This is a genomic window from Pseudomonas sp. 2FG (assembly GCF_005502935.1).
GTDB lineage: Bacteria > Pseudomonadota > Gammaproteobacteria > Pseudomonadales > Pseudomonadaceae > Aquipseudomonas.
The window spans coordinates 202845-229722 of record NZ_SCMP01000003.1 but is presented as its reverse complement, the minus strand read 5'-3'; the positions used below and the strand labels follow the sequence as shown (position 1 = coordinate 229722).

Sequence of the window (26878 nt, the reverse complement as noted above, 5' to 3'; positions counted from 1 at the left end):
AAGTCTGGCAGCGGGCGCGGCGTGGGACTTGCCACTAGGCTCCCGGCAAGTTGCAACGCGACCAGACTTGGCTGATGTCGAACTCAGGCCTTGGCTTTTGTTCGATAAGCGACCCACCCTGGTGTCGCGGAGCCGTTGGGTAGAACCACGGTTTTTAACCTTGGCGCCGCAGCACAAACTGCCCGCCGCACATTGCTTAGGCACTGGATACCCACATGTCGGATCGTTACGAACTCTTTCTCACCTGCCCCAAGGGTTTGGAAGGGCTGCTCGCTGAAGAAGCAGCAGGCCTGGGGCTGGAGGAAACCCGCGAGCACACCTCGGCGATCCGCGGCTTCGCCGAGCTGGAAACGGCTTACCGTCTGTGCCTCTGGTCGCGCCTGGCCAACCGTGTGTTGCTGGTGCTCAAACGTTTCCCCATGAGCAACGCAGACGATCTCTATGAGGGTGTGCTGGAGGTCGACTGGGCCGAGCACCTGGAGCCGACCGGCAGCCTGGCGGTGGAGTTCAGTGGTAATGGTTCCGGCATCGACAACACCCACTTCGGCGCGCTGAAGGTCAAGGACGCGATCGTCGACAAGTTGCGTAATGCCGCGGGCGAGCGGCCTTCGATCGACAAGCTGAACCCGGACTTGCGCATCCATCTGCGCCTGGACCGCGGCGAAGCGATTCTCTCGCTCGACCTCTCCGGCCACAGCCTGCACCAGCGTGGCTATCGCCTGCAGCAGGGCGCGGCGCCGCTCAAGGAAAACCTCGCCGCGGCGATCCTGATCCGCGCCGGTTGGCCGCGAATTGCCGCGGCGGGCGGTGCGCTGGCGGACCCTATGTGCGGTGTCGGCACTTTCCTGGTGGAAGCGGCGATGATCGCGGCGGATATCGCCCCGAACCTCAAGCGCGAGCGCTGGGGCTTCTCGGCCTGGCTGGGGCATGTGCCGGCGTTGTGGAAAAAGCTCCATGCCGAGGCTTTGGGGCGTGCAGAAGCCGGGCTGGCGAAGCCGCCGCTGTGGATTCGTGGTTATGAGGCCGATCCCCGGCTGATTCAGCCGGGGCGCAACAATATCGAGCGCGCCGGGCTGTCGAACTGGATCAAGGTTTACCAGGGCGAAGTGGCGACTTTCGAGCCGCGTCCGGATCAGAATCAGACCGGCTTGGTGGTCTGTAACCCGCCCTATGGCGAGCGCTTGGGTGATGAAGCGAGCCTGCTGTACCTCTACCAAAACCTGGGCGAGCGTCTGCGTCAGGCCTGCATGAATTGGGAGGCGGCGGTGTTTACCGGCGCGCCTGATCTGGGCAAGCGCATGGGCATTCGTAGCCACAAGCAGTACGCCTTCTGGAACGGCGCGCTGCCCTGCAAGCTGCTGCTGATCAAGGTGCAACCGGAGCAGTTCGTCACCGGTGAGCGCCGTACTCCCGAGCAGCGCGAACGCGAGCGTGAACAGGCCGCGTTAGGCCAGTCGGAGCCAGAGGTTGACAACAGAAAGGTTGACAACAGAAAGGTTGAAAACCAGCAGGCGCCAGCGCTAATCGAACGGGCGCGCTTGAGCGAAGGCGGGCAGATGTTCGCCAATCGTCTGCAAAAAAACCTTAAGTTGCTGGGTAAATGGGCTCGACGTGAGGGGGTCGACTGCTATCGTGTGTATGACGCCGATATGCCGGAATATGCCCTGGCGATCGATCTCTATCACGACTGGGTGCACGTGCAGGAATACGCCGCGCCGCGCTCGATCGACCCGGAGAAGGCCCAGGCTCGTCTGTTCGATGCCTTGGCGGCGATTCCCCAGGCGCTCAACGTCGACAAGGCGAAAGTCATCATCAAGCGCCGTGAACGCCAGAGCGGCACCAAGCAGTACGAGCGTCAGGCGACTCAGGGGCGTTTTACCGAGGTCAGCGAAGCTGGGGTGAAGTTACTGGTCAACCTTACCGATTACCTCGACACCGGTCTGTTCCTCGACCATCGCCCGCTGCGCTTGCGCATCCAGCGTGAGGCCGCCGGCAAGCGCTTCCTCAACCTGTATTGCTACACCGCCACGGCCACCGTGCATGCGGCCAAGGGCGGGGCGCGCAGCACCATCAGCGTCGACTTGTCGAAGACTTACCTCGACTGGGCGCGGCGAAACCTGGCGCTGAACGGTTTCTCCGACAAGCACCGCCTGGAGCAGGGTGACGTGATGACCTGGCTGGCGGCGGATCGCGAGGAGTACGACCTGATCTTTATCGACCCGCCGACCTTCTCCAACTCCAAGCGCATGGAGGGGGTGTTCGACGTGCAGCGTGACCACGTCGAGTTGCTCGACCTGGCCATGGCGCGCTTGGCGGCCGGTGGCGTGCTGTATTTCTCCAACAATTTCCGCAAATTCCAGCTCGATGAAGGCCTGGCGGCGCGCTATGCGGTGGAGGAAATCAGTGCGACGACCTTGGACCCGGACTTCGCGCGTAACTCGAAGATCCACAGGGCCTGGCGCTTGACCGCGCGTTAAGCACGAATTGTCGTGAGGCATTTAAAAGGCCGCACTGCGTAAAGCAGGGCGGCCTTTTTAGTGGTGCGCCTGGGCTCAGCGTTGGGCCGTGTTGGCGCCGACTTTCGGCTGGCGGTACAGATCGACCAGTACCTGATCGAGGATCGCCGAGGCGCCCCACGGCCGTGGGTCGTTGAGAATGGCGACGACCGCCCAGCTGTTGCCGTTGCTGTCGCGACTGAAGCCTGCGATGGCGCGCACGGTGTTCAAGGTGCCGGTCTTGATATGCGCTTCGCCGGCCATGGGCGTGCGTTTCAGGCGTTTACGCATGGTCCCGTCCATCGCCACCAGCGGCAGGGAGCTGATGTACTCGGCGGCGTAGGGGCTCTCCCAGGCGGCTTGCAGCAGGGTGGCCATTTCCCGTGCGCTGACCCGTTCCGCGCGCGACAGGCCGGAGCCGTTCTCCATCACCAGGTGGGGTGCGGTAATGCCCTTGCGGGCCAGCCACTGACGGATCACCCGCTGTGCGGCCTTGGCGTCGTCGCCATCCTCGGCGTTACGAAACCGTGCGCCGAGGCTGAGGAACAGCTGCCGGGCCATGGTGTTGTTACTGTATTTGTTGATGTCGCGGATGATTTCCACCAGATCGGGGGAGAAGGCCCGCGCGAGCAGGGTGGCGTTCTTCGGTACGGCGTCAACGCGGTCTTTGCCGAGGATGCTGCCGCCCAGCTCTTGCCAGATGGCACGCACGGCGCCCGCGGCGTAACCCGGGTGATCGAGTAACGAGAGATAGGCCTGCGTGCTACAGCCTTCAGCCAGCTGCCCGGTGACGACCAGCGTAGTGCCGTCGAACTGGCTGACCGGGTTGAAGCGGACATTCCCCGTGCACTTGCCTTTGCCCAGGGCCTTCACGCGGTTGTCGATACGCACGTTGGTCAGCGGTGGCTCCATGGCCACGCTGACCTTGCCGCCTTCGGCGCGGCTAATCAGGCGCACGGCCTTGAGGTTGATCAGCAAGGAGTCCGGGCCGACCAGGAACGGCTTGTTCTCGTCGCCGCCATCGTCATCGAAGGTCGGCAACTGCGGTTGCATAAAGTGGCTGCGGTCGAGCACCAGATCGCCGGTGACCTGCTGTACGCCATTGACACGCAGGTCGCGCATCAACAGCCAGAGTTTCTCCATGTTCAGCTTGGGATCGCCGCCGCCCTTGAGGTAGAGGTTGCCGTGCAGCACCCCATTTTTCAGTGGGCCGTCGCTGTAGAACTCGGTCTTCCACTGGTGGGTCGGGCCGAGCAGTTCGAGCGCGGCATAGGTGGTGATCAGCTTCATGGTCGACGCTGGGTTGACCGACACGTCGGCATTGAACAGCGTCGGCGTGCCGGGGCCGTTGAGCGGCAGCAGTACCAGGGAGAGGGAGTCGTTGCCAATTTTGCCGGCTTTCAGCGCCTTCTGAACCAGGGGCGGAAGGGTGCTGTTGATTGGAGCTGCCGTGACCGGCAAGGCGATTGGCAGCAGCAAGCTGGCGAATGCCAGGTGGCGAAGTGTTTTGATCATTGGCAGAAACCCTTCAGGCAAGGGCCAAAAAAGAAAGATGACATAAAGAAAGATGACATGGTCGCGGGTTCCCACAGCAGTTCGGGAAAGTGCTGCGCATTATGCCCGAAGCCCAAGGTGCTTGCGCCGCTCTGCGACTAGCGTAAGGCGCTATTTTCTGCGGGCAGGTGAAGTCGCCTGCGGCAGAGAGTCGGGCAAGTCGGTGGCTAAACTGCTAAAGTGCCGCGCGTTATCACTCTTGAGGATTGTTCCATGGCTACTAACCGTTCCCGCCGTCTGCGCAAAAAACTCTGCGTGGATGAATTCCAGGAGCTGGGTTTTGAGCTGAACCTGAACTTCAAAGAAGATCTGGCCGACGAGGCCGTTGACGCTTTCCTCGACCAGTTCCTGGGTGAAGCCATGACCGGCAATGGTCTGGGTTATGTTGGCGGCGATGACTATGGCCTGGTGTGCCTGGCCAAACGTGGCTCGGTCAGCGCAGAGCAGCGCGCCGCGGTCGAAGCTTGGCTGAAGGGCCGTAGCGAAGTGACTGACTTCACCGCTAGCCCGTTGATCGACGTCTGGTACCCGGACAACGCGATCAACCCGCAACACGCGTAACACCAAGGGGGCCATATGGCCCCCTTGTTCTATCCGCTGCCCCCTGAGCGCCAAGCTCACGGGCGCCCCTTCTTCTGTCGGCTCTGCACCAGTTTGTAGGCGACGTAGTACTTGTAGATATTGCCGACGTAATCCACCGTCTCGCGGCCCACCACGCGGGCGGCGGCGTGCTCGACGTTCTGGAACCAGATGTTCGGGTCGAGCCCGGACTTCTGTGCCAGCCGCCTGAACTTGCGCAGATTGCCCGGGCCGGCGTTGTAGGCGGCGAAAGTCATCAGGGTCTTGTTCATCGGTGTCAGTTCGGGGTCGTTCAGGTACTTGTCGGCGAGCAGACGCATGTACTTGCTGCCGGCCTCGATGTTCTTGTCCGCGCTCTTGTCTACGCCTTTAATCGCCACGCTCGGGTCCGCCGCGGTGCTCGGCAGCAGCTGCATCACGCCCACCGCGCCACGTGAGCTGCGCGCGCCCTGATCGAGCCGGGACTCCTGAAAGCCCTGGGCCATCAGCATCAGGTAGTCGAAGCCGTAGCTGTCGGCATGTTTGCGGAACAGCCCGAGCATTTCGTTGAACTTCTGCAGCTCGGCTTCCGAGGTGGCATTGAGCACCCGCTTGGGATTGTTCACGTACTTGCGCACCAGGGTATTGCCAAAGGCGGTGCCGACCTTGTGCTGCTTGACGAAGCCGGCGAGCATGGTTCTCAGCTGCGGGCTGTGCTTGCGGATGGCCCAGGCGATCTCGGCATCGGCCTTCAGGTAGAACTGGTCGTGGACGACCATGTGCTGGTACAGCGGCTGCCAGATAGTAGCGAGGTAGCGATCGACCACTGTGGCGTTGATCAGGCCGGCGTTGACCATTTCCAGCAGGTCTTCGGACTCCAGGTTTTCATCGGCCGGCAGGACCTTGATCGGTGCGAGGCCGCGTTCCTTGAACTGCTGGTTGAGCTCGCTCAGGTGCTCGAAGTAGCTGCTGGAGGCGCGCACCATGATTTCCTGGCCGGACAGCTCCTCCAGTTTGCCGACCGGCTTGCTGTTGGGGCTGCTGACCAGGGCTTCGCGGATACCGCTGGCGAAGGGATCGGCGAAGTCCACGGTCTGCAGTCGGCCCTGGGTGATGGTCAGGCCGCCGGCGGCGATATCGCCAAGGCCCTCCAGCAGGCTGGGCATCAGCTTGTCGCGGGCCATCGGGATAAACATCACCCGCCAACGCAGCGCTTTACCCTCGAGCGGGTATTTCCGATTTAGCCAGGTTTCCAGGGCCTTGCCCGACTCGTAGGCGCTCCCGCCCTCGCGGCCGCGGTCGACGTAGTAGAAGGTCTTGCTGTAGGGCACCAGCACCCTGATCAGGCGGCGTTTGCGCATGCCGTCGAAGTCGCCGATCCAGGCATCCGGCACCGGTAGCACCATGGCGTCGACTTCGGCTTCCTCGGCGGCGCTCAGCTCGGGGCTGGGTAGTTCGTCGGCGGCCCAACCGCTCAGGGCCAAGCAGCTGATGGCGAGGATCATGAACAGGCGCATCGCATCGCGGCACCAGGCGGGGCATCCACGCATGACGTTGCTCCAGAACTCGTGAGAACGGGCCGACTGCCAACCCCCAGTCGCGCAGACCGGTCACATCAGCTTAGTCCGGCCCTGGTGAGGATGCTGATTGGGTCGACCGCATCGATTGGCTCCGCCTTGCGCCAACGCTTGCCAGTAACTGATTCCGGCATCGCGTTTGAGGCCCTCGAAGCGCATGCGTATTGCGTGGATGCGGCCATAGAGGGTTTAGGGCGCGTCTGGCGCTGGCGCGGGGTGTTTGCTCAGACACTGCCGCAGGCCGTACATCAACAGGGCCACCGACAAGGCTATCGCGGCACCTATTAGCGAGTTAAACAGCCGCAGCTGCGCCAGTTGCCAATCCTGCGACAAGCTTTCGGCCAGGAGTACGAAGCACAGCGTGCTCTGCAGTACGAACAGGCCGTAGTGCTGGGCTTGGAAGGCGCGGCTCAGGGCAATCAGCGGCACTAGGGTGGCCACCATCAGCGGCGGGCTTTGCAGGCTATGGCCGAAGTAAATCAGCAGGGCTGCCGCGCACAGGCTGGCGAGGCTGGACTGCAGGGCGCGCACCAGGCTGCCCTGGAATTCCAGCTGCAGGGTGGTGATCACCGTCAGGGTCAACCAATAGCCGCGTGACAGCTCGGCCAGCTCGACCGTCAGGCCGGCCAGAGCGAAGGCCAGGGTGCAGCCCAGTGCGTGCAAGCGCCACTGTTGTTGCGGTAAGCGTCGGGCATGCCGGCGCAGCACTTTCAACAGACCTAACAGCCGTGGCATGCGTGGCCACATGCGTAAGCCGTGCAGACCGCGCAGGCCAAAGGCGAGCAGAGCGACCCAGAGCCCGCCGAGGATGAACAGCATGCCCACCGCATAAGGATTATTCAGGTTGCCAATACCCTGTTGACCTTGTCCCAGGCAGAGGCACAGCGCGAGGCCGATGCCGAACTTGCCGGCTTCCGCACCGAAACGTTGCAGCCAGGCCAGCAGGAAGCCGAAGCAGGCGAACAGCGCCAAGCTGATCAAGGGATGAGCCGCCCCCCAGAAGCCCAGGCCGGCACTCCAGGCGCCGAGCCCGGTCAGCAGCAACATGCGCAACATGCCGAAGCGGTGCAGCGGATTAGCCTGAGCCGCTAGAAAGGCCCCCACCGAGGCCCAGAGAAAACCTGGGTGGGCGCTGAGCAGGCCCAGCAACAAGGGCAGGGCGCAACCGAAACCGGCGACTATGGCCGGGCCCCAGGCTGGCGGCCCGGAGTGCCAGTTCAAGGCTTGCGGCAAGACCTTACGCATCATCAGCAGTCTCTATAAAGTTGCCAAAAGCCACTCGGGTGATTCCCCCGTCGACTTGGCCCAATACCCAGCATAGGTGTTGCTCGGCGCTGTCACCCTCCAGTACCACGCCACATCACACCGGGCTGGAGCGCCCAGTCATCTCCCGCGCCATCTCGGTGGCGTAGCTGTCAGTCATCCCGGCGATAAAGTCGATCATGCGCAGGAAGGACTTGTGCAGTGGCCAGGCTGGGTCCGGCGCGTTATTGCCGAGCAGATCGAGAATACGCCGATGCTTGAACGACGGCGTACGCCCGCCATGTTGCTCCAGCGCCGCGCCGCAGAAGGCATTCAGCAGAATCTCCAGGGTGGTGTAGGCGCCGATCTCATGCAGGGTCTTGCGCTTGTCCTGGAAGATTTTCTCCCGCGCCATATTTTTCGCACCCAGTACGCAGCGCTTGGCCGGGCCGTGCATGTGCTCGACCAGATCGCCCGGCAAGGTGCCGGCGAGCAGCGCATCCTGCTGCTCGACAAAGGCCCGGGCGGCTGCGTTGGTCAGGTGTTCGATGGCCTTGCCGCGCAGGATCGCCAGCTTGCGTCGGCGCGAGTCCTGCGGGCCCAGTTGGCGGTAGGTTTCCGGCAGGTCGTCACCGACCAGGCCGAGCAATACGGACTCCACCTCGGCGTAGTCGAGCAACTCCATCTCGAGGCCGTCTTCCAGGTCGATCAGGCCGTAGCAAATGTCATCCGCCGCTTCCATCAGGTACACCAGCGGGTGGCGAGCCCAGCGCTCGTCCTCGAGTTGCGGCAAGCCGAGCTTGTGGGCGATCTGTTCGAGCAGCGGCAGTTCGCTCTGGTAACAGCCGAACTTGTGCTTCTTATAGCCGAGGGCCTCGGCGTGACGAGCGGTCCAGGGGTATTTCAGATAAGTGCCGAGGGTCGCGTAGGTCAGCCGCGTGCCGCCATCGAACTGGTGGTACTCCAGTTGGGTGAGGACGCGAAAACCTTGGGCATTACCCTCGAAATTGAGGAAGTCGCGCCGCTCGGCCTCGCTCATCGCCTCCAGCCAGCCGCGCCCGGCGGCCTGTTGGAACCAGTGGCGGATGGCGTCTTCGCCGGAGTGGCCAAAGGGCGGATTGCCGATGTCGTGAGCCAGGCAGGCAGACTGCACGACCATGCCCAGATCACTCGGCTCGCACCAATCGGGTAGGGCATCGCGGATCATCTCGCCGACCCGCATCCCCAGCGAGCGGCCGACGCAACTGACCTCCAGCGAGTGGGTCAGGCGGGTGTGGATATGGTCGTTGCTGGAGACCGGATGCACCTGGGTCTTACGGCCCAGGCGGCGAAACGCACCGGAGAAAATGATCCGGTCGTGATCTTTGTGAAAAGGGCTGCGGCCCAGTTCATTAGCGCTATGCGCCGGTTTGCCGAGACGTTCACGGTTAAGCAGTGTTTGCCAGTCCAAGGCCTGTCCTCGCCGTTCAGTGGCTGATGGCCCTAGCTTCGGGGTTCCGGTGCTTGGCTGCAAGCCTTGAGGTTTCGCCGCGTTATTGGGCCTGGTTCTCAGACGCTGTCTTGTTGACGCTCAATCTGGCCGCGGGTGGCGAGCGGCGTGTAGCGTTGCTAAGGTCAAATTAAGGTGCGAATGGAGGCATCCCGCCAGTACTGGGGTTTGTTTCGCTAGCTTGTGTTTCTCCCCATCTGCACCCCCTACATGGGCGGAGCCACTAAAGCAGCTCGGTGAGCTCGATGTTAGGTGCTGGATAAAGCGGTTTTCTCTCAACAGGAGGCTGTATGAATAATGCAATCGTCTTGGTCGCGCGGCTGTTCCTCGCCCATATTTTCCTGCTCGCTGGCTTGGGCAAGCTCGGTGCCGGTTACGCAGGCACGCAGGGCTATATGGAGAGCATGGGCGTGCCCGGTGCGCTGCTGCCGTTGGTGATAGCGCTGGAAATCGGCGGCGGCCTGGCGGTGATCGTCGGCTTTCTGACCCGTTGGGCCGCTCTGGCGCTGGCTGGATTCTGTCTGGCGGCGGCGCTGATCTTTCATCGCAACTGGAGCGATGAAATGCAGATGATCATGTTTATGAAGAACTTCGCCATAGCTGGCGGTTTTCTTCTGCTCTACGTCCAGGGTGCCGGTGCCTTCAGTATCGATGCTTGGCGCAGCAAGTAAGAGTGTCCAGCCGGCGCTGAGCGCCTGTGGCGTTTGGTGTCGCTTGGACTTGGGAGTTAACAAAACGCGCTATCCGTAGGCTGGGTTTCGCCGAAAGCGGCTCTACCCAGCCTGCGCTCGAGTTTTGCGCTATCGCTACAACCCCGCCGCATCGATATCCAGCAGCAACAACCGTCACCCATTGTCGATAAATTGCCCGGCCGTCAGGCAGTACGGGTTGCTGGTTGCTGGTTGCTGGTCGCGTCGCGGTAGGCGGTGGAGAGGGGCAGTCGGCGTTCATCCCCGCCTCCGGCGAGTAGTTGATAGAAGTCGAGGCGCGAGGAGCAGTTGTGGCCGAGTTCGGTGATTTTGAACACTACCCGTTCGGGCGGCACGCCTTACTGCTTAAGTTGTTTGAGGTTGGGCCGGGGCTGGTCGGGGGCGTAGGCGGCCGATCCGGCGCGGGGAGAATTCAGGCCGATGGCTCCGTTGCTGGCTTCCTCAGGGCTCGAGCCTCTGCGAGCTGTGCTGGTGCTGCTGGTACAGCGATTGCATCGCACTGGTGCATAACGGAAGCAAGGTGCCCTTTGTTCGGGCATTTCGGTTGATTGGATAAGCCCGGAAACCTTACTTCAACTAGATGAAAAATAAAGAAAAAGACTAAAAGCTCGAGTTTCCTGCCAATACCGCTTGTACCAAAACGGTTCGCTCTGTTGGGCGGCTTTGGTGCAGGCAAGCATCAGGATGGTGCGTGATTGGTTGGGCTGAGCTGCTTTGGTGCTTTTTCCCTTACCGCCGGAGTCATCTTCGCCGATGGAAAACCTCAATAGTGCCGTGGAAACCCTGGTTCACGGTTCCAATACTCTGTTCATCTTGCTCGGCGCCGTGATGGTATTGGCCATGCACGCCGGCTTCGCCTTTCTTGAGGTCGGTACGGTACGCCAGAAGAACCAAGTCAACGCGCTGTCGAAGATCATCTCCGACTTTGCCGTGTCGACCGTGGCCTACTTCTTTATAGGCTATTGGGTGGCTTACGGGGTGACCTTTCTGGTGCCGGCGACGGCGCTGACTGCCGACCACGGCTATGCGTTGGTGAAGTTCTTCTTCCTGCTGACCTTTGCCGCGGCGATTCCGGCGATCATCTCCGGGGGCATTGCCGAGCGCGCCAAGTTCGGCCCGCAATTGTGCGCGACGCTGCTGATCGTGGCCTTCATCTACCCCTTCTTCGAGGGCCTGGTGTGGAACGGTAATTTTGGCCTGCAAGCCTGGCTGGCCGCGCGCTTTGGCGCGAGCTTCCATGACTTCGCAGGTTCCGTGGTGGTACATGCGATGGGCGGTTGGCTGGCCTTCGGCGCGGTGACGCTGCTCGGCCGCCGCGATGGTCGTTACCGTGATGGCCGCCTGGTGGCGTTCGCGCCGTCGAGCATTCCATTCCTGGCGCTGGGTTCGTGGATTCTGATTGTCGGCTGGTTCGGCTTCAACGTGATGAGTGCGCAAACCCTGACGGGAGTCAGTGGTCTGGTGGCGGTCAACTCGCTGATGGCGATGGTCGGTGGCACCGTGGCGGCGCTGTTTGTGGGGCGCAATGACCCGGGCTTTCTGCATAACGGCCCTTTGGCTGGCCTGGTGGCGATCTGTGCCGGTTCCGATCTTATGCACCCGGTTGGTGCGCTGATGACCGGGTTGATCGCCGGCGCCTTGTTCGTCTGGGCGTTTACGGCGACTCAGGTGAAGTGGCGAATCGACGATGTGCTCGGGGTCTGGCCGTTGCATGGTCTGTGCGGCGTCTGGGGCGGCATTGCCTGCGGTGTGTTTGGCCAGGAAGTACTGGGCGGTCTGGGTGGCGTTAGTTTGCTCAGCCAACTGATCGGTACCGGGCTCGGGGTCTTGGTGGCACTAGCCGGCGGTTTTCTGGTGTACGGCGTGCTCAAGGCGCTGACCGGCATCCGTTTGAGCCAGGAGGAGGAGTACTACGGCGCCGACTTGTCGATCCACAAGATCGGTGCGGTCAGCCAGGACTGATTGAGTCGTGCAAGAAAAAGCCCGCTCAACAGAGCGGGCTTTTTTACGTTCGTAGGCTGGGTAGAGTGCAGCGGAACCCAGCATTTTCCTCGCGCTGGGTTTCGGTGCCTGGCGCCTCTACCCAGCCTACATTCAGGTGTTTACCAGAGCGGCAGGCTGTAGCTGACGATCAGGCGGTTTTCGTCCAGGTCGTTGCCGAAGTTGGCGCGGGTAGTCGCGTTACGCCATTTCACCCCGAGGTTCTTCAGCGGGCCATCCTGGAAGACGTAAGCGATGTCCATGTTGCGTTCCCACTCCTTGCCGTCGGAGAGGGCGGCGCCGCGGTCGACGTCGTCGCCGGACAGATAGCGGGTCATAAAGGTCAGGCCTGGAATACCGATGGCGGCGAAGTTGTAGTCGTAGCGAAGCTGCCAGGACTTCTCGTCCTTGTTGGCGAAGTCGCCGATCTGCACATAGTTGACAAGGAAGGGATCGGTCGCGTTGACATAGGCGTAGCCGGTGTCGCCGCTCATCGACTGATAGCCCAAGCCGAAGGCATGGCCACCGAGGCCATAGGTGAACATGGCGCCGAAGGCCTTGTTGTCGACGTTGCTGCTGCCGTCATCGGTGGAGCGGGCGTAACGCAGGTCGCTCTTCAGCGATTGCTTGTCGGCAATCGGCAGCACATGCACCAGGTTGACGATGTGCTGTTTGTAGAACTGATCCAGGTTGCCATAGCTGTAAGCGCTGGCCAGCTTGTCAGTCCACTTGTAGCTGGCGCTGGCGAAGTTGAACTCGTCGCTGGTCAGGCCTTTTTGGAAGACGATGTTGCGGCGGCCACCACCGTTGATGGTCATGCCCTCGTAGTCCGAAGAGTCACGATAGTTGACCTGTTGCAGCTGGCCGGCATCGAGGGTCAGGCCGTCGATTTCCATCGAGTTCAGCTGGCCGCCCTGGAAGGTTTGCGGCAGCAGGCGTGAGTCGTTGGCTTGCAGTACCGGCAACTTGGGCATCAAGGTGCCGACTTTCAGGGTGCTTTTCGAGGCGCGCAGTTTGGCGGTCAGGCCAAGTTCTGAATAGTTGTCTTGCGAGCCGCCGGAACGGTCGGGTTCCAGCAGGCCAGTACCGGCGGTGCCGCCCCCCGAGTCGAGTTTAAAACCGGCCAGCCCTTGGGCATCGACACCCACGCCGACGGTGCCTTCGGTGTAGCCGGACTCCATGCGCAGCAGGAAGCCCTGGGCCCATTCTTCTGCTTTGGCTTGGCCCTTGTTGCCGCCTTCCTGGCGGAAATCGCGGTTCATGTAGAAATTGCGCAGCTCCAGGCTGGCTTTGCTGTCTTGGATAAATTCAGCCTGTGCCAGGTTCGGCAGGGTGAGGCTAACGCCCAGGGTGGCAAGAGCCACGGCATGGGCGAGGGGGTGCTCATTATTGAGGGGGCTCATTGTTGTTGTCTTCTCGTGGGTGCGGACAGAGGGGTTGTGACCGAACTGTTACGGCGGGTGGAATAAACCACGAGAGAGACGCTGGGAGCCTTTAGACCTTAGTCGGCAGGCCCCGGATTCAGGACGTTAGCGCGATTAATCATTCGACCCAGTGCGGATAAAAGCCCAGGTTTTGCTGCACCTTGGCGTCATGGGCCGGCACTACCGTCAGGTTTGGCTCCTTGGCCATTAGCTGATGCACCTGCTCCAACACCTTGCGCGTGGCATCACGGTCGTTGTCGACCATATTGCGGCTGATCCAGAATTTTTCGCGGGGGCCGGTAAAGCCCTCCAGGCGCCAACTGGCGTCGCCGGTAAAGAAGAAACGGCGGCCGTCTTCCAGGGTCAGAAACAGCCCCACCGATCCCGGCGTATGGCCGCTTAGCGGTACCATCACCACGCGGCCATCACCGAACATATCCAGGCTGGCCGGGAAGCCCATGAAAGCAGGCGACTGGAAGGTGAAGGGCAGCCATTTCACCGGGTGCTTGAACTGGCTGGGGAGGACCGCCGGCGGCGTCGAGATCTGGCTGAACTCGATTTCCTCGTAGGGCGCCCACACCGGCACTTCCGGGAAGTCGGCGAGGCCCGAGGCGTGGTCCCAGTGGGCGTGGGACAGCAGGATGCGGTCGATCCGAATGCCGTCCTGGTCCAACTGATCGCGTGCTGGCACGACGGGACCGTACTGCAGCAGCGGCTTGTCCCACATCGGCATCTCGGTGAACTGGCTGTCGATCTGGCGCCCCAGGCCGGTGTCGAACAGCAGGGTGGCGGCGTGATGCTCGATCAGCACCGCGACATGGTTGAGGGTGACTTTCTCGGTCCATTGACCACCTTCAACCGTGAAGGCGTCTAGGGTTTCGGCTTCGGCGGTTTTCACCAGGCTGAACCGCAGGCCCGCAGCGCTGCCTGGCAGGCTGGTCAGGCTCAGTAAGGTGGCTAGTGCAAGGCTTAACAGACGCATAGTTCAGACTCCTTGAACGGGAAGAAAAGGCGAGGCGCTGGGGGCGCCGAAGGCCAGCGGCAAGCGCGCTCGGCGCAGGCGCCAACGGCCGGGGGTACCCGCTCGGCGCGTTGGCCGATCAGACTGAGAAAGAGGCGCACTTTGTAGCAGTTAGCGGACAGGTCAAAGTCGTGAAGCTGCATCGCAATTCTCCGTGACTGAGCGGTGAGCTGGATATTAGATAGACAGGTCTGTATATTTCAAGGGGCAATTTTGCTCAACTGCACCACTTGCGCATAATGGCCGTCCTAGGAGGTCTTGCATGGCATCAAGTAAACGTGATCAGTTGGTCAGTACCGCGCTAGAGCTGTTCTATCGCGAGGGTTATCACGCCACGGGCATCGACCGCATCCTGGCCGAGTCCGGGGTGGCGAAAATGACCCTGTACAAGCACTTCAAGTCGAAGGATGAACTGATCCTCGCGGCGCTGGACTCCCAGCATCAGCAGATCCGCCAGCGCATGCAGCTCGCGCTGGAGAGCCTGCCGCCACGCGAGGCGATCCTGCGTACCTATGACGGGTTGCACCTGTGGTTGAGCGAGAAGGGCTTTTGCGGTTGCCTGTTCATCCATGCCGCCGCCGAGTTCTCCAACCGTGAGCACCCGATTCACCAGCAGGCGGCGCTGCACAAGCGCTTCGTCTGCGACTACTTCCTCGCGGCGCTGCAAGGTCTGGGGGCGACTGAGCCTGCGCGCTTGGCGCGGCAGCTGCAGTTTCTCTTCGAGGGCGCCATGAGCATGGCCCATCTGCATGGCCCGGCCGAACAGGCGTTGGAAGCCAAGGCGGCGGCGGAGCAACTGCTCGAGGCCGCGGGCGTTTAACTGTTCAGCTGTTTGACTGGCTAGCTCAGGCCGCCGAGCAGGCGCGCCTCACAGCTTTCCAGCGCATCCAATGGGCCGGACAGCACCACCGCATCGCCTTCGTGCAGGCGGGTGCTGGCGGTCAGCGCCAACTCCTCGCCATTGCGGCGCACCGCCTGCACCTCGACACCTAACTGCTCGAGGGCCAGCTCACTGAGCGGGCGGCCGCAGGCATAGGCGCTTTCACTCAGGTTCACCGCGTGCATCAGCAGGCGCTGCTGCCCCTGTTTATCCAGCAGGTTGGCTTGGGCGCCGTGGTAATAGCCATGCAGCAGGCGGTAGCGGCCACGGCGGACGACGTCGATATGTTCCTGCACCTGCTGCTCCGGCAGGCCGAGCAGAGTCAGTGCGTGGGCAGCCAGCATCAGGCTGGATTCCAATACCTCCGGCACCACCTCCGTGGCGCCGGCTTCCTGCAGCGCGAGCAGATGGCTGTCATCGCGCGTGCGCACCAGAATCGCCAGTTGCGGATTCAACTGGTGGGCCAGTTTGACAATGCTCAGCGTGGCTTCGGCATTGTCCACCGCCACCACCAGCAGCCGTGCCCGGCTCAGGCCGACGGCTTGCAGCAGCTCGGGCCGCCGTGAGTCGCCATAGTGCACATTGGCCTCACCGGCGGTGGCTTCCTGTACCCGAATCGGATCATCGTCGAGGGCAATGAAGTCGATCTGCTCACGGCGTAGGAAGCGCGCAATCGATTGACCGACCCGGCCATAACCGCAAATCAGTACATGCCCTTGCAGCTCCAGGCCGGCTGCGGGGATGTCTGCCAGCGGGCTTTCTTGCGGCGTGCGCTGGTTAAGGCGCACGGCCATTTTCGGGGCCGCCCGCAGCAGCATGGGCGTCAGCGCCATCGAGCAAAAGGTCGCCGCCAGCAACAGGCCACCGGCGCCTTCTGGCAGCAGCTCGGCTTGTTGTGCCTGCGCGACCAAGGCGAAGCAGAACTCGCCGCCTTGGGCCAAGGCCAGGCCGGTGCGCCAGGCGCTGCTGTTATCGCCGCCACGCAGTTTCACCAAGAGGGCGACCACTGTGCCCTTGACCAGCATTAACAGCAGCGTCAGTCCGGCGATCAGCACGCCGTGGCTGGCGAACAGCTGGATATCGATCAACATGCCAACGCTGACGAAAAACAGGCCGAGCAGAATGTCGCGGAAAGGGCGGATATCTGCCTCGATCTGATGGCGATAATGGCTCTCGCCCAGCAACATGCCGGCGAGGAATGCGCCGAGCGCCATGGACAGGCCGAGCAGATGAGTCAGCCAGGCGGTCAGCAGCACCAGCACCAGCGCCAATAAAACGAACAGTTCGGAGGAGCGGGCCTGGGCCACTTCATGGAACAGGCGCGGCAACAGCCAGCGGCTGGCGAGGAACAGGCCGGCGAACAGCAGCACGGCTTTGCCCAGGGTCAAGCCCAGCAGCGGATACCAGGCAGTGTCACTGTCGCTGGTCAGGGCGGGTACCAGCGTCAGCAGCAGCACGGCCACCAGATCCTGCAGCAGCAGGACGCCAATCGCGTTCTGCCCATGGCTGCTGAACACCTCGCCCAGACTAGAGAGCTCCTTGGTGACGATCGCCGTGGACGACAACGCCAAGCCGGCACCGAGCAGCAAGGCCGCCACCAGCGGCAGGTCAAACCCATAGAGCAGCGCGGCCAGTGGAGCGCCACAGGCCAGCACCTGCAAACTGCCCAGCCCAAAGACCACGCTGCGCAGAGCCAGCATGCGCGGCAGGGAGAACTCCAGGCCCAAGGTGAACAGCAGGAAGACCACCCCCAGCTCGGCCAGATGCGGTAGATCCTCGTTGTCGCCAACCCAGTTCAGCGCCGCGGGGCCGATCAGCAAACCCACGCACAGATAGCCGAGTACGGGCGGCAGGCTGAGGCGGCGAAACAGCGCGATCACCAGCAGGGATGAGGCGAGGATGATCAGCAAATTGGCGAACACAAGGATTCTCCGGTAACTGCCCGCGAGCATGCCCAAGCCGTAGGGTGGCGTCCAGGCTCGAGCACGCCGTTTAGCTTGATGCCGATCAATACCAGGGCGGGTCTAGTGTTGGCCGTTGCCCTCAATTTTCTGTGCGGGCGACCCTCTAGGCCTGCAACCGGGGGCGCCGATCCGGCCAAGCTGCAAAACCTGCTCATGCCCAGTGCTGAGGCGCCTGCTTCAGCCGCCTGAGGCAAATGCTAGACTGCGCGTCTAACTCCTCTGCGAGATGCGCTCATGCTTCCCGAATGCCAATTGTTCGGCACCCTTGGCTGTCATCTGTGTGAAGTCGCTGAAACCTTGCTGATGCCCTTTGTCGAGCACGGTCTGCTGGTCGAGTTGGTTGATATCGCCGAGCACGAAGACTGGGTCGAACTCTATGCCTTGCGCATCCCCGTATTGCGCCGTTGCGATACCGGGGCCGAGCTCAACTGGCCGTTTGAGGCGGAGCAGGTGGTGGCGTTTTTACGCTGAAAGAACCTGTGCTGAACAGCACCCGCCCCGCTGGCAGACGGGGCGGACTGCGCGGTAAGCCAGTTACGCTCGGGGGTCCGAGCGGCGACGTGGCGGTGGCGGCTGATCCTGAAGAACCTCGGCGACTTCTGCGGCCTGCTTCTCGGTGGTGAAGGGGCCGGCTATCTGTTCTGCATTGGCTGTGCATACCCACCAGTTGCCGTCACTGGCTTGGCTGATGAGATAGCCGTTTACGGTTTTTCCTGCTGTCATCGGTGTGTCCCGCGCATTGATTCAAAAGGTGTGTAAAAGGTTGCAGAGTAGCGACAGCGTTGTCGCGGATGCTGTCATTGCGCTGTACCGGTCGGCGGCTTTCTTGCTTGGAAAGTGTGGCAGGCCACTGCTGTCAGTAAAGGCGAATCGCAGCCAATAAAAAACCCGCCGTGAAGGCGGGTTTTTTGGGGATTTGGTCGGAGAGACAGGATTCGAACCTGCGACCTTCTCGTCCCGAACGAGACGCGCTACCGAGCTGCGCTACACTCCGAATTGGCAATAATTCTACCGAAAAAGTTTTGTTGCACAAGGGGTTAGCTAGAATTTTTTATCGCAGCAGGCGTTTGCGCTGCTGCGCTGGGGGAGAACGCCAGTATTCATGCGGGATGCGTCGCTCGCCATGAGTCACTCGATGCACGATCGGGTGACGCATGGCGAACGGGTCTTGCTTAGAGTTCTTCGACGGTACGGACTTGGTCTTTGTTGACCTTGACGCGCTTACCATCCAGTTGTTCGAACTCGTAGAAGCCATCGTCCTCGTCGAACTCAGGTTGATCCACGGATTGAATCTCGCGGCCATCATTCAGGGTGATCACCGAGGGTGAAGAGCAGCCGGCTAGAGTGACCAGCCCCAGGGCTAGCAGGGCTGCGGGAATGATCCGTTGAGCCATTGTTTGTCTCCTTGGTTTGCAGGATAGGTATGGAGTGTCTGAGGGGGAGTGTGCGGCCAAGTTCAGTGCTCGTGATTTACCCGCGGTAGCTTGCCGCCTGCGCCAGCAGTTCCGGAGTGTTCAGGTTGGCCAGCCGTGGGTCCTGCGCCGGGCAATCCAGGGCCACTGCGCCGAGCGCCAGCAAGACATGGCGAGGGCCGCGATCACCGGCTTGCCAGGCGTTTTCCACGGCTGGCGCCAAGGTTCTCGGCAGTAGGCAGAACAGCGGCTCCCATTGGCCACCCTGACGTAGCATCAGCGGCTTTTCCGGTTGGGCGGCGGCGGTTTCGCGCATGGCCTGGAGCAGGGCGAGATCCAGCAGGGGTGCATCGCAGGGCAGCACCAACAGGAAGGGCTGGCGCGCGACCGCCAGGCCTGCGCGAATGCCGGCCAGCGGGCCGGGAAAGTCCAGGCTGTCGTCCTGCACCAGGCGGTCGGCATAGGCTGCGTAGCGCTCGCCGTTGCGGTTGCAGGAGATGATCAAATCATCCGTCAGCGGGCGGGTCAGCGCATGCAGGTGGGCGATCAGCGGCTTGCCGCGCCAGTCCAGCAGGCCTTTGTCGCGTCCCCCCATGCGTTGCCCGCGCCCGCCGGCAAGCAGCAGTATGGAACAGGCGGGCAGGGCGAGAGAGTCGGTCATAACGGCGCTCCTGGCGCGGTAATAGCGAGGCCTGTGATATAACACCGGCCTGCCCCCCTCACAACCGGATTGAGCCTATGAACCACAAGGCTGAAGCACCCTTTGTGCCGCTGAACATCGCTGTTTTGACCGTCAGTGACACCCGCTCCCTGGAAACCGATACCTCTGGCCAACTCTTCGTCGATCGCCTCACGGCTGCCGGCCATAACCTCGCCGCGCGGGTCTTGCTCAAGGACGATCTGTACAAGATTCGTGCGCAAGTCGCGACCTGGATCGCCGAAGACACAGTGCAGGTGGTGTTGATTACCGGCGGCACCGGCTTTACCGGCCGCGATAGCACCCCGGAAGCCGTGGCCTGCCTGCTGGACAAGCAGGTCGAGGGTTTTGGCGAACTGTTCCGGCAGATCTCGATCGCCGATATCGGCACCTCGACCGTTCAATCGCGGGCCCTGGCCGGCTTGGCCAATGGCACGCTGGTCTGCTGCCTGCCGGGCTCGACCAATGCCTGCCGCACGGGTTGGGATGGCATCCTGGCCGAGCAGTTGGACGCCCGCCATCGCCCGTGCAATTTCGTCGCCCATCTCAAGCAAGCCGCCGCCTGCGAGTCGCGTGGATGAGTGCCTGCGACCACCCCGGCCTGCTGCCGGTCGAGGCGGCGCTGGAGCGTTTGCTGGCGCTGGCCGAGGCAACCCCGATCACCCAGCGTGAATCTGTAGCGCTGGCCGCCGCCCATGGCCGGGTGTTGGCCGAGCCATTGGTCGCCAGCCTCGATCTGCCGCCGTGGCCGAACAGCGCCATGGACGGCTATGCCCTGCGTCAGGCCGACTGGCACGGCGAGCCGCTGCTGGTCAGCCAGCGCATCTTCGCCGGCCAGGCGCCTGCGCCGCTGGAACCCGGCAGCTGTGCGCGGATCTTCACCGGCGCGCCGCTGCCAGAGGGGGCGGACAGCGTGGAGATGCAGGAAAACGCCGAGATCCTGGCCGATGGCCGAGTGCGGTTTAGCGAGCCGATCAAGCCCGGCCAGCATGTGCGTCCGCAAGGGCAGGAAACCCGTAAGGGCGAGACGGTGCTGGTGGCGGGTACGCGTTTGGGGGCGATAGAGCTGGGCTTGGCCGCCGCGCTGGGGGCCGCCGAATTGACGGTGGTGCGCCGGCCGCGGGTGGCGGTGCTGTCGACCGGCGATGAGCTGATCGAACCGGGCCTGCCGCTCGGTCCCGGGCAGATCTACAACAGCAATCGCATGCTGCTGTGCAGCTGGTTGCAGCAACTGGGCTGCGCGGTGCTGGATGCCGGTATTTTGCCCGACGATCTGCCCAAGACCCGCGCCAAACTGGGCGAGTTGGCAGATGTCGACCTGATTCTGTCGACCGGTGGCGTGTCGGTCGGCGAGGCGGATTTCCTCGGCCATGCGCTGCGCGAAGACGGCGAACTGGCGCTGTGGAAGCTGGCGATCAAGCCGGGCAAGCCGCTGACCTTTGGTCACTTCCGGGGTGTGCCGGTGCTTGGTCTGCCGGGTAATCCGGCCTCGACCTTGGTGACCTTCGCCTTGCTGGCGCGGCCTTATCTGTTGCGCCGCCTGGGGGTTGCCGAGGTAACGCCGCTGCGTTTCCCGGTGCCGGCAGGTTTCGCCTGGCGCAAGCCTGGCAACCGTCGTGAATACCTGCGGGCGCGCTTCGAGCAGGGCCGTGCGGTGTTGTATCCGAACCAGAGTTCCGGGGTGCTGCGCAGCGCCGCCTGGGCCGAGGGCTTGGTGGAAGTACGTGAGGGCACGACGCTGGCGGAGGGCGATAGGGTTAACTTCATCCCGCTGAGCGAGTTGCTGAACTAGCGCGCCAGGTCGGACGGCGTCTTGGATCGAGGCGGTCTAACGTAGGGTGCGCTGCGCGCACCACAAGCCGCTGGCGCACCGGCACAGCCTACGGTTAGCGAAGCTCAGGGAGTCTCTGGCAGCCCGGCTGATTTGCGCTTGGCCTCGCGGTACTCGCCCGGGGTCACGCCGGTCCAGCTCTTGAAGCTGCGGTGGAACGAGCGCGCCTCGGTAAAGCCCAAGTAATGGGCGATGTCCTGCACCGGCAGAGCGCTACGGGTCAGGTAGTGTTCGGCCAGTTCCTGGCGCAACTGGTCGAGGATCTCCTGATAGCTGGTGCCGGCCTGCTGCAAGTGGCGCTGCAGGGTGCGCACGGTCATCGCGAACTTGTCCGCCACCCGTTCCTTGCGCGGCAGACCATCCTTGAGCAGCAGTCGCAGGGCGTTCTTCACCCGCAGCGGCAGCGGTTCGCCTTCATCCAGCCCGGCCATCAGCGCCAGGGCGTGTTCTTCCAAGGTGCGCAGCAGGTTGGCATCGGCCTGGCGCAACGGCAGGTTGAGGTATTCCAGCGGCACCAGCAGGGCATTCACGCTCTGTTCGAAGCGCACCGGGCAGCCGAACACCGCTTCGTATTCGCCGAGCGTGGTGCCCGCCGGTTGCGCGTGCTCGAACCAGACCTCGCGCGGCGAGTGGTGCATGTCGGCGATCCAGCGCGCATAGAGCAGCCAGGAGGTCAGCACGTTCTCGACCATGTGCCGCCGGATCTCCGCCGGCTGGTGGCGGCAGGTCCAGATCAGCCGCAGATGATCGGCGGCCGGTTCCAGGCGGCTGACCCCCATGTCTCCAACCAGTTTCTCGTAGGGCACGATGCGACTCATGGCCTCGCCGAGGGTGGCGCAGTTCATGGTGATGTAGCCGAGCACGCTCCACGAACCCGGCTGCACGAAGTGCCCGGAATGCAGGCCGAACAGCGGATCGCCCGAGGCTTGCAGCAGATGGGTGAGGAGTTTCTCGTGGGTTTCGCTGGGCAGGCGCCGGCCGTTGTCATCCAGATCCGCCAGGCTCAGGCCGGCTGCCGCGAGCGCGGCCGTCTGATCGAGGCCAAGCCGTTCGGCATGGCGCAGGTATTTGAGCAGTGCGGGAACGGAGGTGTAGCCCAGAGCGTGCATGGCGTCGTTCTTATTTTGAGAATCTTGATTAATGGCTGTCTTGATTGACGGCTGTCTTGATTGGCAACTGGGGCTGTCTTGATCCGACAGTGACGGCGGACAGCGGCCGGCTAGTATAGGCAACCAAGAACAGTGTTCGAAACTGGCTATCGACAGCCTGAATATATAACGAGGAGAAGTGCATGCGGCGCTGGAACGGTTGGGGTGATGAGGCGACGGTAGTCGAGCTGCCGGCCCAGGGTGGGGCCTTCCTCGCCGCGCGTATCGGTGCTGGCCAGGTGTTGGCGGATGCCAGTTTGCCCAGCGTGATCGCCCAGGTGCCGGCCTCGCGGCTGGCTGCCCATGCGCTGATAGTTACCGCCGCCGAAGACCGCGTGCGCCACGCCCGTGGCCAGAGCCTGGCGGATTGGCTGGCGATGCGTGAAGGCAATTTCGAAGTGTTCCCGGATGGCGTGGCCTACCCGGAAACCGCCACGCAGATTCGTCAGTTGCTGGCCTGGGCGGTTGAGCAGGATGTGCTGGTCATCCCTTATGGCGGTGGCACTTCGGTGGCCGGGCATATCAACCCGCAGCTCGGCAGCAGGCCGGTGTTGACGCTGTCACTGGAACGCATGAGCCGGCTGTTGGAGCTGGATGAGCAAAGCCTGATCGCCACCTTCGGTCCCGGTGCGAACGGCCCGCAGGTGGAAAGCCAGTTGCGCGCCCGGGGTTACACCCTCGGGCATTTTCCGCAGTCCTGGGAACTCTCTACCTTGGGTGGTTGGGTAGCCAGTCGTTCCAGTGGCCAGCAGTCGCTGCGTTATGGGCGGATCGAGCAGCTGTTCGCCGGTGGCACCCTGGAAACCTTCGCCGGCCCGCTGCAGATCCCGACCTTTCCGGCCTCGGCCGCCGGCCCCGATCTGCGCGAAGTGGTGCTGGGTTCGGAAGGGCGCTTCGGGATCATTTCCGAAGTGAAGGTGCGGGTGAGCAAGCTGGCCGAGCAGGAAAAATTCTATGCGGTGTTTTTGCCCTCCTGGCAGCAGGCGCTGCAAGCGATCCGCACCCTGGGCCAGGCGCGGGTGCCGCTGTCGATGCTGCGCCTGTCGAATGCCCTCGAAACCGAAACCCAGCTGGCGCTGGCCGGCCACCCCGAGCAGATCGCCCTGCTGGAGAAATACCTGGCCTTGCGTGGCGCACGCTCCGGCAAGTGCATGCTGACCTTCGGGGTCACCGGTAACCGTGGGCAGAATGCGCTGTCGCTGAAGCAGGCGAAGAAACTGCTGAAAGGCTTTGGCGGCGTGTTTACCGGCACCTTGTTGGGGAAGAAGTGGGCCGAGGGCCGGTTCCGCTTTCCGTATCTGCGCGAGGGCCTGTGGCAGGCCGGTTATGCAGTCGATACCCTGGAAACCGCCACCGACTGGTCGAACGTCGACAGCCTGCTGAACAAGATCGAGGCCAGCCTGCGCGAGGGCCTGGCGGCCGAGGGCGAGCAGGTGCATGTGTTCACCCATCTTTCGCATGTTTACGGCGAGGGTTCGAGCCTCTATACCACCTATGTGTTCCGCCCGGCAGACAGCTACGCCGGGACCCTGGAGCGCTGGAAAAAGCTCAAGCACCAGGCCAGCGAAACCATAGTCCATAACCGCGGCACCATCAGCCATCAGCACGGCGTCGGGCGCGATCATGCGCCGTATCTGCCGGTCGAGAAGGGCGAGTTGGGGATGGCGGCGCTGCGGGCGTTGGCCAGGCATTTCGACCCCGAGGTGCGCCTCAATCCCGGCGTGCTGATCCACGAATGAGCACCTGGAACGCCGCCTGGCGTGAGCAGGCGTTACCCGAGCTGGCCGCCCGCGAGTGGGATCTGCTCGTGGTCGGTGGCGGCATCAGTGGCGCCGGGATTCTGCGCGAAGCCGCCCGGCGCGGTTGGACATGCCTGCTGATCGAGCAGCGCGACTTTGCCTGGGGCACCTCCAGCCGCTCGTCGAAGATGGTTCATGGCGGGCTGCGTTATATCGCCAAGGGGCAGCTCAAGCTGACCCGTGATTCGGTGCACGAGCGCCAGCGTCTGCTGAGCGAGGCGCCGGGCCTGGTCGACCCGCTGAGCTTCGTGATGCCGCACTACCAGGGGCAGTTTCCAGGGCCGAAAGTGTTTGGCGGCCTGCTGTCTCTGTATGACGCACTGGCGGGTAAGCGCAACCATCGCTATTACCCGCTGCCACAGTTGCGCTACCTGGCGCCCGGTCTGAAAGAGGACAAATTGCTCGGCGGCACGCGCTTCTTCGATGCGGTGACCGACGATGCGCGCTTGGTCATGCGCGTGCTCGGCGAGGCGCGGGCCGAAGGTGGCGAGGCGCTGAATGGCCTGAAAGTGCTCGAATTGTGCCGGGCCGATGGCCGCGTGACCGGGCTTGTGGCCGAAGATGTGGAAACTGGCCAGCGCCTCAGCTTCAAGGCGCGAGTGGTGGCTCAGGCTACTGGTGCCTGGGCCGATCAATTGCGCCTGAAAACCGGTAACGAGCAGATCCGCCCGCTGCGTGGCAGCCATCTGTTGCTGCCCGCCTGGCGTCTGCCGCTGGCCCATGCGTTCAGCTTTATGCACGCCGAAGATGGTCGGCCGGTGTTCGTCTTCCCCTGGGAGGGCGCAACCGTGATCGGCACCACCGATCTCGATCATGGCGACGACCTCAACCTCGAGGCGCGCATCAGTGCTGTCGAAGTCGACTACCTGCTGGCGGCCTGTGCCCAGCAGTTCCCTGCGGCGCAGATCGGCCGCGGCGATGTGCTCTCGACCTGGGCCGGCGTGCGTCCGGTGATCGGCAGCGGGGTGCCGGGCAAGAACCCTTCGGATGAAAAACGCGAGCATGCGCTGTGGCTCGAACCCGGTTGCGTAACCCTGGCCGGCGGCAAGCTGACCACCTTTCGCCTGTTGGCCTTGGAGGTGTTGCAGGCCTGCGCGCCGATGCTCGGGAAAACCCTGGAAGATCAGGGCAGCGAGGTGTTCCGCCAGAGGGTGCCCGTGCCGCTGCCGCAGCTCTCACCCGGACAGCAACGACGCTTGGCCGGACGTTATGGCCGCGAGTTGCCGAAGCTGGCGGGTTTGCTCGAAGAGCTGGGCAGCGACCAGGTCGGCGCCACCGATACGCTCTGGGCCGAGCTGGCCTTTGCCGCGGAACACGAGTTGGTGCTGCACCTGGATGACCTGCTGCTGCGCCGTACCCGTCTAGGCCTGTTGCTGGCTGCCGGTGGCGCAAGCGAACTGCCGCGTGTGCGTCAGCTGTGCCAGGCGCGCCTGGGCTGGGATGACGCGCGCTGGGCCGAGGAAGAACTGAAGTATCTACAGCTGTGGCAGCGTTGCTACAGCCTGCCGGCACAAGAATAAGAAGGCTGTCTACGTGAGCGAACAAAGCTACCTGCTGGCCATCGACAACGGCACCCAGAGCGTCCGCGCTCTGCTGTTCGACCTGCAGGGCAACCTGCTCGGCAAGGGCAAAGTCGAGCTGGAGGCCTATTACTCCACGCAACCCGGCTGGGCCGAGCAGGACCCGGAGTATTACTGGCAGAGCCTCGGCGAAGCCTGCAGGCAGTTGTGGGAGCAGGTGCCGATCGACAAGAGCCTGATCAAGGGCGTGGCGCTGACCACCCAGCGCGGCACGCTGATCAATGTCGATGAGCGGGGGCAGCCGCTGCGTCCGGCGATCCTCTGGCTGGATCAGCGCCGGGCCGAGGTCGAAGGCAAGATCAAGGGCCCCTGGGGCTGGCTGTTCAAACTGATCGGCATCGATGCGACTGTGGATTACTTCCGCGCCCAGGCCGAGGTCAACTGGGTCGCCCAGCAACAGCCGGAAATCTGGGCGCAGACCCATAAGTTGCTGCTGCTCTCGGGGTTTCTCACCCATAGGTTGACCGGCCGCTTCGTCGACTCGGTGGCCTGCTGCGTGGCTTACCTGCCGTTTGATTACAAACGCCTGAAGTGGGCCGCGCCGAGTGACTGGAAGTGGCAAGCCATGCCGGTGCGCCGCGAGCAGTTGCCGGAACTGGTCAAGCCCGGTGAGCAGTTGGGCCTGATCAGTGCCCAAGCCAGCCTACACACCGGAATTCCCGAGGGCTTGCCGCTAATTGCCGCGGGGGCGGACAAAGCCTGTGAAGTATTGGGCGCCGGCGGGGTGGAGCCGAGCACGGCCTGCCTGTCCTACGGCACCACGGCGACGATCAACACCACGCGCAGCCAGTACCTGGAAACCATCCCGCTGATTCCGCCCTATCCGGCGGCGATTCCCGATCACTACAACACCGAAGTGATGATCTATCGCGGCTTCTGGATGGTCAGCTGGTTCAAGAAAGAGTTCGGTCTGCGCGAGATGCAGCGCGCGCAAAAGCTGGGCGTCGAGCCGGAGGCGTTGTTCGACGAATTGGTCAACAGCGTGCCGGCCGGCTCCATGGGGCTGCTGTTGCAGCCGTATTGGTCGCCGGGCATCCGTGAGCCGGGGCTGGAGGCCAAGGGTTCGATCATTGGCTTCGGCGATGTGCATACCCGCGCGCACCTCTATCGAGCGATTCTCGAAGGTCTGGCTTACGCCCTGCGCCAGGGCAAGGAGCAGATCGAAAAGCGCTCGGGCAGCAAGATCACGCGGCTGCGGGTTTCCGGCGGCGGTTCGCAGAGCGATGCGGCGATGCAGCTGACGGCGGATATCTTCGGCCTGCCCGCCGAGCGGCCGCATATCTACGAGACTTCCGGCCTGGGCGCGGCGATCGACTGTGCGGTGGGGCTCGGCCTGCATCCTGATTTCCCCACGGCGATTGCGGCTATGACCCGCGTCGGTCAGGTGTTCCAACCCAATCCCCAGGCACAACAGATCTATGAGCGCCTCTATACCGAGGTCTATCAGCGCATGTACAAGCAGCTCAAGCCGCTGTACCAGAGCATTCGCGAGATCACCGGTTATCCGGCGTGATGCT

Annotated in this window: 21 protein-coding genes, 1 tRNA gene and 2 pseudogenes; 11 read left to right on the top strand and 13 right to left on the bottom strand. The window is 63.0% G+C overall.

What is annotated here, in order from left to right; genetic code table 11:
• Positions 1 to 215: 215 nt before the first annotated feature.
• Positions 216 to 2477, top strand: coding sequence for a bifunctional 23S rRNA (guanine(2069)-N(7))-methyltransferase RlmK/23S rRNA (guanine(2445)-N(2))-methyltransferase RlmL (gene rlmKL / locus FFS13_RS04565; protein ID WP_137817915.1), 2262 nt, complete (start codon positions 216 to 218; stop codon positions 2475 to 2477).
• Positions 2478 to 2552: 75 nt separating this feature from the next.
• On the opposite strand, the gene dacB is transcribed toward rlmKL, so the two are convergent.
• Positions 2553 to 4010 (bottom strand): D-alanyl-D-alanine carboxypeptidase/D-alanyl-D-alanine-endopeptidase, encoded by a 1458-nt coding sequence (gene dacB, locus FFS13_RS04560; RefSeq protein ID WP_137817914.1) that lies wholly within the window; start codon positions 4008 to 4010, stop codon positions 2553 to 2555.
• Between the two features lie 252 nt (positions 4011 to 4262).
• Between dacB and FFS13_RS04555 the strand changes: the two genes are divergently transcribed.
• Positions 4263 to 4610, top strand: a complete 348-nt coding sequence (locus tag FFS13_RS04555; protein ID WP_137817913.1) for a YggL family protein — start codon at positions 4263 to 4265, stop codon at positions 4608 to 4610.
• A gap of 56 nt (positions 4611 to 4666) precedes the next feature.
• Here the strand turns inward: FFS13_RS04555 and FFS13_RS04550 are convergent, their stop codons facing one another.
• The 3 genes from FFS13_RS04550 to FFS13_RS04540 form a co-directional block, all read right to left on the bottom strand.
• Positions 4667 to 6157: a transglycosylase SLT domain-containing protein gene (locus FFS13_RS04550; RefSeq protein WP_371922929.1), complete on the bottom strand. Its 1491-nt coding sequence runs from the start codon at positions 6155 to 6157 to the stop codon at positions 4667 to 4669.
• A gap of 216 nt (positions 6158 to 6373) precedes the next feature.
• Positions 6374 to 7429, bottom strand: a complete 1056-nt coding sequence (locus tag FFS13_RS04545) for an FUSC family protein (protein ID WP_137818014.1) — start codon at positions 7427 to 7429, stop codon at positions 6374 to 6376.
• A gap of 115 nt (positions 7430 to 7544) precedes the next feature.
• Positions 7545 to 8876, bottom strand: a complete 1332-nt coding sequence (locus FFS13_RS04540) for a deoxyguanosinetriphosphate triphosphohydrolase (RefSeq protein ID WP_137817912.1) — start codon at positions 8874 to 8876, stop codon at positions 7545 to 7547.
• Between the two features lie 329 nt (positions 8877 to 9205).
• On the opposite strand from FFS13_RS04540, the gene FFS13_RS04535 reads away from it, so the two are divergent.
• Positions 9206 to 9586 carry a DoxX family protein gene (locus tag FFS13_RS04535; protein WP_137817911.1) on the top strand — a complete coding sequence of 127 codons (381 nt, stop codon included), beginning with the start codon at positions 9206 to 9208 and terminating at the stop codon, positions 9584 to 9586.
• Between the two features lie 174 nt (positions 9587 to 9760).
• On the opposite strand, the pseudogene FFS13_RS04530 reads toward FFS13_RS04535, so the two are convergent.
• Positions 9761 to 9924, bottom strand: a pseudogene (locus FFS13_RS04530) (diguanylate phosphodiesterase); the annotation flags it as partial.
• Between the two features lie 454 nt (positions 9925 to 10378).
• Here FFS13_RS04530 and FFS13_RS04525 point away from each other — a divergent pair.
• Positions 10379 to 11587 carry an ammonium transporter gene (locus FFS13_RS04525; protein ID WP_137817910.1) on the top strand — a complete coding sequence of 403 codons (1209 nt, stop codon included), beginning with the start codon at positions 10379 to 10381 and terminating at the stop codon, positions 11585 to 11587.
• A 140-nt stretch (positions 11588 to 11727) separates the two neighbouring features.
• Here FFS13_RS04525 and FFS13_RS04520 read toward each other — a convergent pair whose 3' ends face one another.
• The 3 genes and pseudogenes from FFS13_RS04520 to FFS13_RS19970 form a co-directional block, all read right to left on the bottom strand.
• Positions 11728 to 13008, bottom strand: coding sequence for an OprD family porin (locus tag FFS13_RS04520; protein ID WP_137817909.1), 1281 nt, complete (start codon positions 13006 to 13008; stop codon positions 11728 to 11730).
• 139 nt (positions 13009 to 13147) lie between these two features.
• Positions 13148 to 14011 (bottom strand): MBL fold metallo-hydrolase, encoded by an 864-nt coding sequence (locus FFS13_RS04515; RefSeq protein WP_137817908.1) that lies wholly within the window; start codon positions 14009 to 14011, stop codon positions 13148 to 13150.
• A gap of 92 nt (positions 14012 to 14103) precedes the next feature.
• Positions 14104 to 14193: pseudogene (locus FFS13_RS19970) on the bottom strand (glutathione S-transferase); the annotation flags it as partial.
• A 119-nt stretch (positions 14194 to 14312) separates the two neighbouring features.
• Between FFS13_RS19970 and FFS13_RS04505 the strand changes: the two are divergent.
• The gene (locus FFS13_RS04505) at positions 14313 to 14870 is read left to right on the top strand and encodes a TetR/AcrR family transcriptional regulator (protein WP_137817907.1); all 558 of its coding nucleotides are present in this window, start codon (positions 14313 to 14315) and stop codon (positions 14868 to 14870) included.
• Between the two features lie 20 nt (positions 14871 to 14890).
• Here the strand turns inward: FFS13_RS04505 and FFS13_RS04500 are convergent, their stop codons facing one another.
• Positions 14891 to 16852, bottom strand: coding sequence for a monovalent cation:proton antiporter family protein (locus tag FFS13_RS04500; RefSeq protein ID WP_137817906.1), 1962 nt, complete (start codon positions 16850 to 16852; stop codon positions 14891 to 14893).
• A gap of 276 nt (positions 16853 to 17128) precedes the next feature.
• On the opposite strand from FFS13_RS04500, the gene FFS13_RS04495 reads away from it, so the two are divergent.
• Positions 17129 to 17365 carry a glutaredoxin family protein gene (locus FFS13_RS04495; RefSeq protein ID WP_137817905.1) on the top strand — a complete coding sequence of 79 codons (237 nt, stop codon included), beginning with the start codon at positions 17129 to 17131 and terminating at the stop codon, positions 17363 to 17365.
• A gap of 446 nt (positions 17366 to 17811) precedes the next feature.
• Here the strand turns inward: FFS13_RS04495 and FFS13_RS04485 are convergent.
• The 3 genes from FFS13_RS04485 to mobA form a co-directional block, all read right to left on the bottom strand.
• Positions 17812 to 17888, bottom strand: a tRNA-Pro gene (locus tag FFS13_RS04485).
• A gap of 178 nt (positions 17889 to 18066) precedes the next feature.
• Positions 18067 to 18288: a YgdI/YgdR family lipoprotein gene (locus tag FFS13_RS04480; protein WP_137817903.1), complete on the bottom strand. Its 222-nt coding sequence runs from the start codon at positions 18286 to 18288 to the stop codon at positions 18067 to 18069.
• 76 nt (positions 18289 to 18364) lie between these two features.
• Complete coding sequence (gene mobA / locus FFS13_RS04475) at positions 18365 to 18967, bottom strand: molybdenum cofactor guanylyltransferase MobA (protein WP_137817902.1); 603 nt, start codon at positions 18965 to 18967, stop codon at positions 18365 to 18367.
• Between the two features lie 77 nt (positions 18968 to 19044).
• On the opposite strand from mobA, the gene moaB reads away from it, so the two are divergent.
• The gene (gene moaB, locus FFS13_RS04470) at positions 19045 to 19584 is read left to right on the top strand and encodes a molybdenum cofactor biosynthesis protein B (RefSeq protein ID WP_137817901.1); all 540 of its coding nucleotides are present in this window, start codon (positions 19045 to 19047) and stop codon (positions 19582 to 19584) included.
• Positions 19581 to 20795 (top strand): gephyrin-like molybdotransferase Glp, encoded by a 1215-nt coding sequence (glp, locus tag FFS13_RS04465; RefSeq protein ID WP_137817900.1) that lies wholly within the window; start codon positions 19581 to 19583, stop codon positions 20793 to 20795. The genes moaB and glp overlap by 4 nt, the downstream gene beginning before the upstream one ends.
• A gap of 104 nt (positions 20796 to 20899) precedes the next feature.
• On the opposite strand, the gene FFS13_RS04460 is transcribed toward glp, so the two are convergent.
• A complete protein-coding gene (locus FFS13_RS04460; RefSeq protein WP_137817899.1) occupies positions 20900 to 21943 on the bottom strand; it encodes an AraC family transcriptional regulator in 1044 nt (347 codons plus the stop codon).
• Positions 21944 to 22125: 182 nt separating this feature from the next.
• Here FFS13_RS04460 and FFS13_RS04455 point away from each other — a divergent pair, with 182 nt between their 5' ends.
• The 3 genes from FFS13_RS04455 to FFS13_RS04445 are packed head-to-tail and all read left to right on the top strand — an operon-like array spanning position 22126 to position 26874.
• Positions 22126 to 23721, top strand: a complete 1596-nt coding sequence (locus FFS13_RS04455) for an FAD-binding oxidoreductase (protein WP_137817898.1) — start codon at positions 22126 to 22128, stop codon at positions 23719 to 23721.
• Positions 23718 to 25301 carry a glycerol-3-phosphate dehydrogenase/oxidase gene (locus FFS13_RS04450; RefSeq protein WP_137817897.1) on the top strand — a complete coding sequence of 528 codons (1584 nt, stop codon included), beginning with the start codon at positions 23718 to 23720 and terminating at the stop codon, positions 25299 to 25301. Before FFS13_RS04455 ends, FFS13_RS04450 begins: the two co-directional genes overlap by 4 nt.
• Before the next feature lie 13 nt (positions 25302 to 25314).
• Positions 25315 to 26874 carry an FGGY-family carbohydrate kinase gene (locus FFS13_RS04445; protein WP_137817896.1) on the top strand — a complete coding sequence of 520 codons (1560 nt, stop codon included), beginning with the start codon at positions 25315 to 25317 and terminating at the stop codon, positions 26872 to 26874.
• The last annotated feature ends 4 nt before the right edge of the window (positions 26875 to 26878 follow it).